The sequence below is a fragment of the Candidatus Borrarchaeum sp. genome, from assembly GCF_019058535.1.
GTDB lineage: Archaea > Asgardarchaeota > Sifarchaeia > Borrarchaeales > Borrarchaeaceae > Borrarchaeum > Borrarchaeum weybense.
This window is the reverse complement of record NZ_JAHPYX010000005.1, coordinates 14,710-28,296: the sequence shown is the minus strand read 5'-3', so window position 1 is coordinate 28,296 and position 13,587 is coordinate 14,710. Positions and strand designations below refer to the sequence as shown.

At 38.5% G+C, this 13,587-nt stretch carries 13 protein-coding genes; 11 read left to right on the top strand and 2 right to left on the bottom strand.

The features are described 5' to 3' along the window. Both QVB70_RS00295 and QVB70_RS00290 read left to right on the top strand, forming a co-directional pair. Positions 1-1,173: ABC transporter permease (locus QVB70_RS00295; protein ID WP_287582222.1), on the top strand; the 1,173-nt coding region annotated here is incomplete at its 5' end. 13 nt (positions 1,174-1,186) lie between these two features. Continuing rightward, a complete protein-coding gene (locus QVB70_RS00290) occupies positions 1,187-3,058 on the top strand; it encodes an FtsX-like permease family protein (protein ID WP_287582220.1) in 1,872 nt (623 codons plus the stop codon). A gap of 154 nt (positions 3,059-3,212) precedes the next feature. Here QVB70_RS00290 and QVB70_RS00285 read toward each other — a convergent pair whose 3' ends face one another. Then, on the bottom strand, positions 3,213-3,542 hold the full coding sequence (locus QVB70_RS00285) for a nucleoside triphosphate pyrophosphohydrolase (protein ID WP_287582218.1): 330 nt from the start codon (positions 3,540-3,542) through the stop codon (positions 3,213-3,215). 94 nt (positions 3,543-3,636) lie between these two features. Between QVB70_RS00285 and QVB70_RS00280 the strand changes: the two genes are divergently transcribed. The 7 genes from QVB70_RS00280 (at position 3,637) to QVB70_RS00250 (ending at position 9,592) form a co-directional block, all read left to right on the top strand. Beyond that, a complete protein-coding gene (locus QVB70_RS00280; RefSeq protein WP_287582216.1) occupies positions 3,637-4,545 on the top strand; it encodes a PLP-dependent cysteine synthase family protein in 909 nt (302 codons plus the stop codon). 129 nt (positions 4,546-4,674) lie between these two features. After that, the gene (nifS, locus tag QVB70_RS00275; protein WP_287582215.1) at positions 4,675-5,847 is read left to right on the top strand and encodes a cysteine desulfurase NifS; all 1,173 of its coding nucleotides are present in this window, start codon (positions 4,675-4,677) and stop codon (positions 5,845-5,847) included. A gap of 377 nt (positions 5,848-6,224) precedes the next feature. After that, positions 6,225-7,361 (top strand): DUF362 domain-containing protein, encoded by a 1,137-nt coding sequence (locus QVB70_RS00270; protein WP_287582214.1) that lies wholly within the window; start codon positions 6,225-6,227, stop codon positions 7,359-7,361. A gap of 161 nt (positions 7,362-7,522) precedes the next feature. Further along, positions 7,523-7,831 (top strand): hypothetical protein, encoded by a 309-nt coding sequence (locus QVB70_RS00265; protein WP_287582212.1) that lies wholly within the window; start codon positions 7,523-7,525, stop codon positions 7,829-7,831. 29 nt (positions 7,832-7,860) lie between these two features. Further along, positions 7,861-8,193: a hypothetical protein gene (locus tag QVB70_RS00260; protein WP_287582210.1), complete on the top strand. Its 333-nt coding sequence runs from the start codon at positions 7,861-7,863 to the stop codon at positions 8,191-8,193. 97 nt (positions 8,194-8,290) lie between these two features. Continuing rightward, a complete protein-coding gene (locus QVB70_RS00255) occupies positions 8,291-9,256 on the top strand; it encodes an Mrp/NBP35 family ATP-binding protein (protein ID WP_287582208.1) in 966 nt (321 codons plus the stop codon). A gap of 12 nt (positions 9,257-9,268) precedes the next feature. Then, complete coding sequence (locus QVB70_RS00250; RefSeq protein ID WP_287582206.1) at positions 9,269-9,592, top strand: hypothetical protein; 324 nt, start codon at positions 9,269-9,271, stop codon at positions 9,590-9,592. Positions 9,593-9,665: 73 nt separating this feature from the next. On the opposite strand, the gene QVB70_RS00245 is transcribed toward QVB70_RS00250, so the two are convergent. After that, the gene (locus tag QVB70_RS00245) at positions 9,666-10,400 is read right to left on the bottom strand and encodes an ADP-ribosylation factor-like protein (RefSeq protein ID WP_287582204.1); all 735 of its coding nucleotides are present in this window, start codon (positions 10,398-10,400) and stop codon (positions 9,666-9,668) included. Positions 10,401-11,061: 661 nt separating this feature from the next. Between QVB70_RS00245 and QVB70_RS00240 the strand changes: the two genes are divergently transcribed. Continuing rightward, positions 11,062-11,487, top strand: coding sequence for a hypothetical protein (locus QVB70_RS00240; RefSeq protein ID WP_287582202.1), 426 nt, complete (start codon positions 11,062-11,064; stop codon positions 11,485-11,487). Between the two features lie 55 nt (positions 11,488-11,542). Continuing rightward, positions 11,543-13,561, top strand: coding sequence for a hypothetical protein (locus tag QVB70_RS00235; RefSeq protein WP_287582200.1), 2,019 nt, complete (start codon positions 11,543-11,545; stop codon positions 13,559-13,561). The last annotated feature ends 26 nt before the right edge of the window (positions 13,562-13,587 follow it).

The following is a 13,587-nucleotide window of genomic DNA, read 5'->3' as shown; positions in this document are numbered from 1 at the left end:
TATGTAGACTATATAGAAGGCATCAAGGGCGTTTCACCACGCCTTAGGGCACTTGTAGAGGTTAAAGTAGACAAGCCCGGTGAAGAGAATGATCTGGAAGTAGACCTTGAATTGATGGGCATGGATGTTGCCAGAGAGGATGAACTCGGAATTGGAAATTTCCGTCTCATTGAAGGCACGTATGATCTGGAAGGAAAAAAGGTTTTCATTCAGCAAAGCACAGCTAACCTTCTTGGCATTGGAGTAGGTGATGAGATTAAAATCGAGGCATTAGAATGGAACACCGACAACGGCGGATCAAAAACTCAAGAGTTTGAAGTGACAGGAATCATTGAGAATGAAAATCGCTTATCATCCAACGACGAAAATGTTCTTATCGCTGGCTTATGGAGGGTGCGTGACCTTACCCGCAGCTCAAAATACGTAACCGAACTAGTAGGAACTTTTGAAGGAAGAGAATTTATCTATAATGTACAAGATACTGATGAAACAATCGTGAGAACAGTAACAATTGGATCAGAAATACAAGAGGCAATAGGCTATGATTATGACGTCACTTTACCGATTACTGACGCAATGCAGCAGCTTGAACAATTTGGCATGTTCACAAGGGTCATGCTCTGGTTGGTTGCGATAATATCTTTGATCATAGTTTGTGTGCTGATGTACAGTTTATTAACTATCTCAGTTGAAGAAAAGACTCACGATTTTGGCTTATTCATGGCGATTGGAGCGAAAAAGACACAGATATTACGCCTCGTCCTGTTGGAAGCAGTGATTATTTCCACCATAGGAGCAGTTTTTGGAGTTATCATCGGATATTTTTTGAGTGTAGGACTCCTCTCTTTCCTAACAGGTGGTGGTGTCGGGATTCCTATGGCAGGTGGTGGCGGTGGGATGGGTGGCCGCTCTAGAGGACTTAGTATTCCTTTAATGCTCGATATTGTTGTTGTGGTACAGACAATAGTAACAAGTGCACCAGCAGGAATTCTGGTTGGTCTTTTACCAATCTTCAGTGGTGTTCTTTCTTTAACTTGTAGATCTCCTAAAACTACACAAACTATGATTACTTACGATTTAGTTGATGTCCATGCTGATCGTGTAACCCAAATGGTCGACGGGAAGATTGCAAATGAGGAAATTAATGACCGAGAGATCGATACAATCTTTTAGTGAGGTGTCATAAATGAAAAAGAAACATGGATTATATCTTATATTAGTCCTTCTTGGAGTGCTGGTTGCTGTAAGCACCTTCTTTCTATTCGAAAGTTACATAATTCCACTAATAGGTAGTGGAACTAGTGGTGAATATAGTAGTGGATCTGCAACATTCAATATTGTTGTTTCGGTACAGACCATAGCAATAAGCTTGGCAGCAGGAATTCTGGTTGGTCTAGTCAGTGTCCTTTATCCAGCCCTTAAAGCTACACAAGTTGATATCGTTGATTCCCTTACGCCTACACGCGTAAGTCACACAAAAGCTCATATGGTAAGAGAGAGAGGCGTTAGTCACCGTTTAATCATGTATGGAATTGTAATTTCGGGCATATCAGCGTTTATGTTCTTCGTAATGCCCAACGCCTTCACTACTGGTAATACAACGACGATGTCGATGTTGTATCTTGGTATGATGGTTAGTTTACTTATTGGGTTTACCTTCATAGGTTTAGGAGCGTTAGTTCCTGGCATAGAAAGGTTACTTACACGCGTAATACGTCCAATCACCCGCCGGATTAATGATATAGTTGCAATGTATCTAAGAAAACATCGGAGAAGAAATACTTTAACAGCAATTATGTACTCGATATCGATTGCATTCATCCTTTTCCTTTCGACGATGCTTACCGTTCAGACAGAGTATAGTGCAACCACTTTACGAGCTGAAATTGGCACAGATCTATCTCTTGTATCAACTACAAGTTCAATTGCAGAGCCTTTCAGGCCTGTAACCAGCGAAACTCCCATCTGGATAAATGATACTGAACTCATACCTAAGATTAAGGAAATAGATGGAGTAGTAGATATCACACGTGTAAGCCATGCAAATCATCCAAATGGATCTTCAACAGTGAGAATGGGTGACCTGATGGAATTTGAAACAGTGAGTGCCAGTGTATATGCCGTAGATGCGAATTTTCCCAATGTAACGTACTTTGATATTGCCAGTTTCACAGCAGGGGACGAATCAGCCTTTGAAACGATTAATAAGGTAGAAAATACTACGATTATATCCGAAGGTGCAGCAAAACGTCTTAATGTTGACGTTGGAGATCATGTGACCATTAATGTACAGAGAAATATTGCATCTGGAACAGAAGTATCAAATATAGTGCTTAGTGTTGTTGCGATAGCTGACGATATGCCAGCCTTCTCCGGTTTCGTTAATTCCGAATCTGGCAGTTCAGATGTATTAGTTTCACAACATACTTATGCGTTAATCTTCGATCTCTATGAGGACCAGGATATCGATAAGACAGATACAAGTGAACTAGAAGATTACGTTGAACCAGTCGAAAGACTGTTAATAAAAACAACCAGCCCTGAGGCTGCCGAGAGTGTTGGTAGGATCTTAACGGCATCTTACGGCGTGAAAGAAGATGTGAATGTTCGTGTAACAGAAGAAGAAATTGAAGAGGCAGAAGAAAGTCTAGAAAGCCTCCAACTATTCTTTACTATAGCTTTAGGGTTTGGAATTATCATTGCATTCTTTGGACTCACTGCTAGCTCTTACTCCACTATCCAAGAATCTATCTCTGAGATTGGGATAATGAAAAGCATAGGGCTAAGCAGCAAACATATTGAAAACGTCTTTATGTTTGAGTCAATTGTACTTACTTTAGCGGCAGGTTTAGCTGGCCTAGTTGTAGGATACTTCACGGGGATTTCATTGATATTACAGCAAGCTATAAACGCCGAGCAAGCCTTACCGTTGTATATACCATGGACTGAACTGGCATTAGTCATCATAGCCTCAATTATCATTGGTGCTATAGGCGCAAGGATACCTTCGCGTACAATCACTAAAAAAACAACAGCCGAAATTTTGAGAATGCGGTAACTTTTTTATCCCCTATTTTTTTTACATTCACTTTTAAGGGCATTTTCAAGTTTCATTCAAGCTAAAAAGAGAGATTTTGTTGCGTGAAATCCACGTTTAATGACGTTCATGATAATGATAAACCCTACTGTACATTCTCCGTTTTGTTGCAATACTAAGTGGATTTTCTTTCGACATACTCTAAAATAATGCGCTTTTTAAAACCTCCACGTTCTACATTCTTTTTCTTTCTCAATTCTTCTATTCGTGTGAATTCTAGGTTTTCAGCATCAATTAAACAATAAATTGCTTCTAGTACATCAATGAGTTCATTAACATCTTGTGATTCCTTGAGCTCAATTGCCTCTTCTAGAATTTTTTCTCTTAATGCTTGGCAATATTCCGCTTTATTTTTCGCAATATGACATTCTGGATGATTCCCTTCCTGTCTTATTATATCTGGTATTTTGTCACGAACGAGTTTATTGAAGTATGTACGCACCATTCGACATTCTCCTATAATGCAATCTATTAGCATTTTAATCGTAAACTATATAACTAAAAAGATATGACAGTGTCATAATAAGGATGAATGTTCTATGATCGTAGCAAATAATATTACAGAATTAATTGGAAAAACCCCAATGTTAAAGATAAACAATCTTACAGGCTCCGATAGGGCTACAGTTTATGCAAAACTGGAGTTGTATAATATCGGCGGTTCGGTAAAGGACAGGATGGCCTTGTATCTCCTAGAATATGCAAATGTAGCAGGTAAATTAAGCAATAGTAAGACAATTTTAGAGGCAACATCTGGTAATACTGGAATAGCGTTAGCAATGATCGCAGCAGCAAAGGGTTACAAAATTGCTATTATAATGCCTGAATCTGTTAGTGTGGAAAGAAGAAGGGTTATAAAGGCTTATGGAGCTGAATTAATACTTTCGCCAGGAGTAAAAGGAACTGGTGGCGCGGTAGAACTTAAGCAAGAGCTACTCAGAAAGAATCTTGGTAAATATATAGATATAGATCAATTCAAAGACCCCGCGAATATATTGGCGCATTATGAAACAACTGGTAAGGAAATTCTCGAACAGACTAAAGGAAAAGTGAATATGATTGTGGTTGGCATTGGGACTGCTGGGACCGGAGTTGGGACTTCTCTGCGTATTAAAGAGCATGATCCAAAGATAAAAATAGTTGGCGTTATGCCGAAGCTTGGCATAAGTGTTCAAGGATTAAGAAATCCAGGAGAGCCCTATCCTACTCAACTATTTAGAAGAGAGTGCTTCGACGATATTGTTGAGATATCGAAAGAAGAGTTACCTAAAACTTTCGAGATCGCACGGAAAGTCGCGAAGGAAGAAGGTCTCTTGATTGGTTTAAGTGCAGCATCAATCATGTATGTCGCACTCCAGAAAGCAAAGGAGTTAGGGGGAGGTAAGACAGTTGTTGCGATATTACCCGACGATGGTATGAAATACCTTAGTACATCTTTATTTGAGTGAGATATCTAAAGTTAAAGATGGGAGGTATTTGACAACAAATTTATTTGCTTTAATGAAAAATTATAGTTGTCATAATTTAACTGAAAGGATGATCCAGATTTTAACTAAACTATGTTGGAGGGGATCTTTGTGAAAGTAGTGTATATGGACAACGCCTCTACAACTCCAGTTGATCCAAGAGTCGCGGAGGTAATGCATGATTACTTTGTCACGCATTTTGGTAACGCCTCAAGCATTCATGAATTTGGTCGTGAAGCTCGTGAGGCAATTGACAACGCTAGGCAAGTTGTAGCTAAAGCCATTGGCGCTGAGGAAGAGGAGATCATTTTCACTTCTGGAGGTACTGAGGCTGATAACCTTGCTTTGAAAGGCATTGCATTTTCCGATGAATATGAAGGAAAACACATCATCACGAGTGTCATTGAACATCCTGCTATTTTGAAAACTGCGAAATTCCTAGAAAAACAAGGTTTTGAAGTAACGTATCTGCCAGTTGACAGCGAAGGATTAGTAAGCGTAGAAGATGTCCAAAATGCCATTAGACCCGATACCATTTTAATTTCTGTAATGTACGCAAATAACGAGATTGGCACAGTTCAGCCACTTGAAGAAATTAGCAAACTTGCAAGGGAAAATAATATTGTTCTTCATACAGATGCAGTTCAAGCTATTGGAAAACTTGACGTCGATATCAATAAATTAGGGGTCGATTTGCTGTCGATGTCATCTCACAAAATTCATGGTCCTAAAGGAGTAGGTTTCCTCTATATTCGCAAAGGCACAGTTATCGAGCCACTTTTACATGGTGGAGGCCATGAGTATAACCTTCGGTCAGGTACTGAGAATGTTCCAGGGATTGTGGGCTTTGCAAAAGCAATGGAATTGGCAACTACCGAGTTAGATAAAAAGGCAAACTATATGATGCAATTAAGAGATAAACTAATAGATGGCGTCTTACAACGTATAAAAGGGTCATATCTTAATGGACATCGTACAAAAAGGCTACCAAATAATGCCAATTTTCGGTTCGATCAAATCAATGGTGAAGCCTTGATTTTAGATCTTGATATGAACGGCATTTCAGCATCAACAGGCTCTGCTTGTTCATCACATGAAACTGATCCGTCACATGTTCTTCTTGCGCTTGGTTTGTCCCATAATGAGGCAGAAGGCTCTCTAAGGTTGACATTAAGTACTGAAACAACCGAAGCTGATATTAATTACGTGCTTGAAGTATTGCCAAACAGCATTTCCAAATTGCATGCGTTGCATCCACGCGTATCTAAAACTGAATTTGAATAACTCATTCCATTTTGTAGTTTAACTGGCAAGGAGATCACTCACCATTGCTAAACCCGTTTAGATGCAATCTAAGTTACTAAAAAACCTATCGTAAGCGTATAATTCCATTACAGAGAACTTCAGCTTCTGTTGAAATTTGATAATATGACAACTTTTATAACCTTCTAGCATTTTACTTAGACGAAAATGTACCTTTAAAGCATTTTGAGTGCTAGATCTCCTTACGATGAGCACAAATTCGAAACAAAAATATTGTTATAGAAAACGTAAGCTTCCGAGTACGATGCTCTTGGTTATATCGATAGCATTGTATTGATGGATAAGTATTTAGCATGTTCGTTAATGTTTCAGAATGAAAACAGGATGGAGTGTATGATTTGTCTGAAGTTTACTTTGCATCTGCAACCTCATATTTTCCATGGCAAAATATGAAAATATCCTTAGAACATCTATTCGACCTATTAAAGATTCCACAATGGATTCCTGAAAGAATACGAGTTGGTGTCAAATTTGAAACTGGTCATGAAGATTGTACTCGTTATTTATCTCCGCTATTTGTAAGGACAATGCTTGATGAGTTTACTAGACTCCATAAACCACCTATTGGCCTTGATTCAATAAACCTCTGGAGAGGAGGAAGGCGATACGATCCAGCGGGCTGGGTTGACAAATGCCGGCATCATGGTTTTTCTATGGAGACATTAGGGACTGAAATATTTTTAACTGAGGGCTATACTGGTCAGGATAGCAAGACTTTGATGAACAAATTGGGCAAAAAAATTCGCGTTTTGGAAATTGGTGCAACGGTTACATATTGCCAATTATTAGTGATGCTAACCCATGTTACGGGGCATCCTTTACTCGGCTTCTACGGGGCAATCGCCGATCTGGCTTTAGGATGTACTGCTAGAAAAGGCAAAATGCGCATTCATGAGGACCTTCTACCAACTGTAAACATGGAAAAATGCAACTTGTGTGGCTTATGTGAACGAATGTGTGAATGGGACGCAATCAAAGTAGCTGAAACTGTAGTTATTGATCCAAAAAAATGCGTTGGGTGTGGAAAATGTATAGTCAAATGCCCACGGGTGGCAATAGAAGTTACATCAAATCAAATAAGGGATTTTCAAATAAAGGTAGCGGATGCGGCGTCATTTATCGTCCAAGCAATGGACAGTAATATCGCCTACTTCAACTTTCTAATTGATTGCACGCCTCATCCTGATTTTGATGCAAACTCTGGCATTCCATTTATTCCAGACATTGGTATCTTAGTGTCGAAAGATCCTGTAGCTATAGATAAAGCAACCCTTGATCTTGTCAACAGAGTACCAGGTGTGAGAGGTTCCGTAGCTGAACAGTTTAACGTATTGGATAATAACACAGAAAAATTCAAGGCCATTAGCTTTGCTGGAGCAGCGGATCCAATGGTCCAGATTACCTCTGCTGAAGAACTTGGTCTCGGAAGCACAAAGTATGAATTAATTGATGTATGGGAACTAGAAAATGAGTAGACAAAAAGTTGTTTTGATTGAAAAATACTCGCAAAAATATCTTTTATAATGTATGATAATGATATAGATCAAAAAAGAGGGTGGTAAAAATAGACACCGTTCCTAAAAAAGATATTACTGTGGAAGTTCCCCTATTCAAAGAGAAGTGGGTTAGAAAACTTATGGTATGCACTCTACACGATCTTGGTGTAACATGTCCAGGTATTTGTTCACATCAAATTCCTCCAGGAATAGGAGGACGACACTGTGGCACATTGAGTCGTGTACTTCATAAAGGCACAAAATCCATTTTGAGAACACTTAGCAAATTGGCAAAATTAGGATATGTGGATATTTTGGAGATTTCAGCTGGTGAAGGTAGTAAAGGACAGTTAAGAAGGGCGATTCAAAAGGTTTATAGATTAAGTGAGAAGGGCAAAGAAAAGGCAAAAGAATTTGATGATGAATTTGAATACAAAGACTTAATATAGATACGGAAGATAGTAGATATGGGTTTCCTATGAATATAAAAGAAAAAATACTTCAGGAATTGAAACGACGCCATTTGGCATTAGTAAATCCTCGAGAATGGGTTAGTATAAATGAGATTTCCTATCTCTTCTCATTTTATGTTATTACTCGTATGATAGAACCTGAAGATGTCATAGAGGCACTCAAGGAACTCATTGAAGATAAAATAATTGTTGAAAAGGATAATATGCAATATTTCCAATTAGCAAATTATGAGGCTTTTATTAAAGAAGTAGAAAACCTCTGGAAGCAAAAATCAAAAATAAGACGTTCCGTAGTACAAAAGGAATATGATGATGAAAAGAGATCATGCAATCTCTAATGATAGATTTTTTGTCAAGCTATTAATTTCTTTATAATAAGAGAACTATTCACGAACGATATGTAATAACTTGAAGACTTGATAGAGGTGTAATTTAATGAGTACGAAAGAAGAAAAGGAAAAGAAAGCAGAAGAAGTAATTGAGAAGATTTTGGGATATAGAGAAAAAGGCGATAAGAGAGCCGAACTTAAATATGTTGCAAAGTTACGTTCCCCCATTTTAGCTAGGTTCAGAAACATCAAACATAAAATTGCAGTCATGTCCGGTAAAGGAGGCGTTGGTAAGACCACGGTAGCGACAAATTTGGTTGCAGCGTTTAAAGCGGAAGGCTATAACTGTGGCATCTTAGATGCCGATGTTCACGGCCCTAATGTCCATAAAATGCTGGGAGTAACGGAAAAATCTCCATCATTTAAAGGACGGACATTTTATCCCCTTGAAAACGAAGATGGCATTAAAGTATGGTCGGTAGCATTGTATTGGCCAAGTGAATCAACACCTGTTCTTTGGCGCGGTCCATACAAAACGAGAGTAATCAAACAATTCTTGGCCGCTGTAGATTGGGGACCCTTGGATTTTCTAGTAGTTGATCTTCCCCCTGGAACAGGTGATGAACCCCTCACAATAGTAGAAAAAATACCAGACATTGATGGAGTGGTCATAGTTTCTACCCCTCAAGAGGTTGCTCTTTTAGATGTCAGAAAGGCTGGGGTGATGTTAAAAGAGAAGAATGTGAGGCCTTTGGGCATTATTGAAAACATGTCAGCTCGTGCGATCTGTCCTCATTGTGGTGAGATACTTAAATGCGCAAATTGTGGAAATGAAACGATTTTATTTGGAGAAGGTGGCTCAGAAATCGTTGCTGAAGAACTAGAAGTGCCATTTCTTGGAAGCATACCCGTTGATCCTCGTATAAGAACTTCTGGAGATGAGGGTAAACCTTTTGTCATCAAATATCCTGATAGTGAGGCCGCAAAGAAGTTTAGAGACATTGTTCGAAGAATCGAAGAAGAATTAAGTATTTCGAACGACACAACTGAATCTCAAGAAACTGAAGCCTGAGGTGAATATTTAATGCCTGATGAAATCTCTTTAGACGATATTGTTCTTAAGGTAGCTGAAAGGTCGACAAAAGCACTGGAGAAATTAATCTTTTCTCTTGCTACCCCAGAAGAGGTCTCCGAAGAAATAACAGATATCGATGTGTCGGGATTGCTAGAGAACAATTGGGCAAAATTTACTTCGGATCCGAAGTATCACTACCATCTTGAGATTCTACAAACAGTATTAACTCTTAAAGATCAGTTATTGGATCAAGTACAAGAGATGGGTATTGATAGCATAAAATCAGATTTAGAAGTTCTAGATTTTGCACGAGAAAAAATTGCCAACAAGTGATTATGAACTGAAAAGCCTTTGAGAGGTCATCCTTCTCTTTAAGACAAGTTTCTTGAATTACCGTTTTTGGCCTTTAATTTGTTCTAGCAATTTGTCTTGTTAGAACCTCTCTTAGAATCATCTCTATAGGCATTATCACCCTTTTGACGGTTTCTGGTCGAGATTCTTTTTTAAGACGACCGTTATCAGCTTTTACTCTAGACGTGCTATCAGATTTCAGTAGTGTAACCAAATCGTTTTTTGCATCCATACAACTCATTTCAATAATGCGTGAATGCGCGTCTCTCATTCGTTCGCTCCATCCCGTCTCAACAAGTAACTCCGATATCTGACTAACTGGGGTACGTACCTCCGTTGGAAGATCCATTTTATTCAAGCAGATCACGAAAGGCACGTCTTTAAGACCGTAGCTGTCGATAAATTCTGTGAGTTCCGTTAAGGCGCTTCTATTAGCCTCAAACTGTGCGCTTGTAGAGTCTAATATGATAATAAGTCCTTGGACGCCGCTTGTGACCACCTCTCTTTGTGTTATGTGGCGAAGTTGACCAGGGACGGTATAAATATGTGCTTTCAAGCGATCTTTGCCAGTCAACGGGTTATAACCAAAACCGAACACTCCGCGATCAAAAAACAATGTTCTCTTAGTTGGATCCTCAAGTGTGAGAAAGCTGTAAACGCGCTCTGGATCTTCTAAGGTTTTTAAAACTTTGAAGATAGTGAGTGCCATTGTCTTGCCTGCCATAGAAGCACCCCAGAACACTAGTTTAACTACTGGGACTTCATCAAAATCCTTTTTAAGATGTTCCAATGGTTTTCTGCCTCCAGTTCCTAAATATGGTTCTCTTGGAGAATTATGAGCCAATTATATGGTGTCTTGTCTGTTTTCAAATTTGGAGGATATTGCTGGGCTATTAACTTTTAAACTGCTATAAAAACTTTAAGATAAAAAACTCAGCATTATTAGTTTTGTTTAGAAAAGAATTTCCTGACAACTTTTCCTCTTCACCTCTCCCCATGTTAGTACATCCGTCTTTTCCATGATTCCAACTTTGATAAGATATGTTGAATTGGGAATATTAACTCAGTGTTTTTATTCATTGCAGAATTGTAAGATCACTCAATTTGGATTCGGTTGCATGACACATTGTCGCTTTAAGTAGAGAAAAAGCACATTTTTCCAGTTATAGCATAATATATTTCCCTATCGGTAGTATCCGTGGATAAAATCGCTTAAAAACGGGAATGAATGACAGATAGAGGGAAGAGAAAGGTCATAAACACATATGGATGCATGGGAACATTTATAATTTCTCACAGGTACTCGGTATTTTAATTAAAGTTAGTTTATTTTGATGTTTTCGCATTACATTCGTAGAGATTTTGATTAACTCATGTAGATAAGTATTTTACTCGTTAATTCCTATGGATATAAATCTTTTAGAACCTTCCCCAGTTAGCAGGTGATACAGATGTACGGTCCATCATGGAGAATGGATGAGATAATTAAGAACAAAGAGAATTTACTTAAAGAGAGTATTTTCTATGTAAGAAATAGAAAAGATGCACTTTCTGAAGAAATTCAGAAACTTAGCGAACGTGATAAGATGATCCTTCCACATATCCGCGATTTAGACATTGATCAAGTTATTAATGAGTTTATTGATGTCTATCTGAGCGGATTAATTGATATAGCTTGTGAGTCAAAAGATGTTGAAGAATTCACTAACAAAAGTAGCGAACTTATTTCCAATATTGAACTACAGTTTAACAAAAAAAAGATTGGAAAGCCTGTCTCAAATCTAGCGATAGATATCAGTATGGCGTTGGTTAACTTTGGAATGGGTATAGAATATCGTTTTTCGCCAAAAGAATCTGGAGCGCGACATTTGATTTGAGGGCTATAATCTTATTTAACTTAATTAATAGGAATTCATTTTGGAGGAATGTATTTTGAATTTCCGCGGAATAATTGACATGGACAAATACGAACAAATAGTTAAACAATTCACAGATGAGCTTGAGAAAGTTGGTATTACTCCTTTAAATCAGGACGTCCTAGTAACCGTGCCAGTTCAGTCGTTCAAAGCATTTTTTTCAGCCCTTCCTCTTATTGATGCATTAAATAAGTCTGGGCTAAAAGCGAACTTAAAGACAGTTCGAAAACCTGAAGAAACGAAAGAAGAAAAAAAGAGAATAGAAAAAATGAGCGAACATGGTAGTATAACCGAGGATTCTTTCTATGAAAAGTATGCGGATCGCATCGGAACTGATCTCATTACGCAAATGCGCGATTTAGGAGGAGCGGGCGCACCCATGGCTTCCTCAATGTTTGGGGGTGGAAAGAAAGTACGTGTTGAAGAAGATGAATCTGATAAAATATATACTCTTTTAACATATGTTTGGGAACTTATCGATAAATATATCGAAGTATGTGCAGGAGGCTCATATGATTACGAACATGAGCAAAAATTTGGGACGATTATGAATCGATTAAATCCATACTTTGCAGAAAAAAATGAGAACCCTCTTGAAAGTTGGGCTCGCGCTCCCCACATTATTTTAGATTTCGATGGTGATGCCTTTAAAAGTGTTCGAGGTTCTCCAGAAATTATACTAAAAATAGATAGTGCTGATTCGTGGGTTACATTATCAAATGTAGAAGATGATTTAGAAAAAGTATGTTTTGAGATCATAAGAAGTGGGTTTAATCTTCCTCGGGGAGGAGATACACTTATCATTCTTCCGAATATACCTTCCGAGAAACGTCGCAAAAAACCAAAAGAAGATTATCTTCAAGCGTATCTCCAAGCCTATAAACTGGAAGATGTTTCTTTTAAGCGGGGACGAATCGCGAGCATTTTAACACTTAACACAAAAGAGCACCCAAACGATCCTGCTGATAAAGTATGGTCTACAATTCAAGCATTTTGGGGGCTAGAATTCTCAAAATATGTTCCTCAAGAACCATTTAAACGTTATAAGATTTTCTCTGCTGTATCCGGTATGAGATACAAAGCGCGGTTACCTCATGCAATTTGTATCTTCAAGGGAGAAGGATATTTTGGAAAGGATATTTTCGGTGAGATTATTGGATATCCTACACCAAACTTAAAGACGAAATGGACAAGTACTCTTCAATTAATATCAAAACTTAAGTGGTATCCACAGTCAAGTGAAGATGATCGTGAACCTTTGATAAGATTGGGCTTGCAGGAAATTTTACCGATTTCAACGTTCTTACGAGTGTGTGGCATTGATTACAAGAACATGCGGAAGAGAAACGAGTCCATCAAAGAAGTTCTTGAAAAAGCAGAAAAACTTGAGGTGACCGGACAACCAATCGATGGAGTTGCCACAAACCTAACAGTTTCTCTTGGTAGGCGAGAACTCAGGAAAAGCGACTCTGAAGCTATATGGCCAGGAATGTTTGCCAACTTTCCTGGTGGAGAGGTTTATTTCACGCCAGAATCGCTTTCAGGCGTCTTCGTGTCGGATGAAGTGATATCTATCGATAGTAGTTACGTTCTTGAGTCACCTCTCGTAATAAAGATTGAAAATGGGCATTATACGGAGATAACAGGCAATCAACAGATCCTAAATATCCTCTTAACTGAGAAAGAAAAGGTCAAGAAAAGAATCACACATTTAGAAGAAAAACTGGCACTGCCAAATGAGGTTCTGCAATTGTACAAAGACAATCTCGATCGAATCGGTGAGTTCGGTATTGGCACGAATCTCAATGCACAATTGCCCAGTAGTTACCTGATAGAAGCCGAGAAGGCTGGTCGCACTATACATCTTGCACTAGGGTCTGGCTATGAGCCCGATAGGGCAACTTTGTATCATTGGGATGCTGTTGCAGGTCATCATCAAAAATTAACCCTCACGGCGTTAACAAGCGACGGTAACGAAATCCCTATCTTAATTGAAGGAGAATGGAGCAAAGAATTAGAAGAAGAGGAAACTTAATTACGCTTTTTTGTATTTTTTCCGAT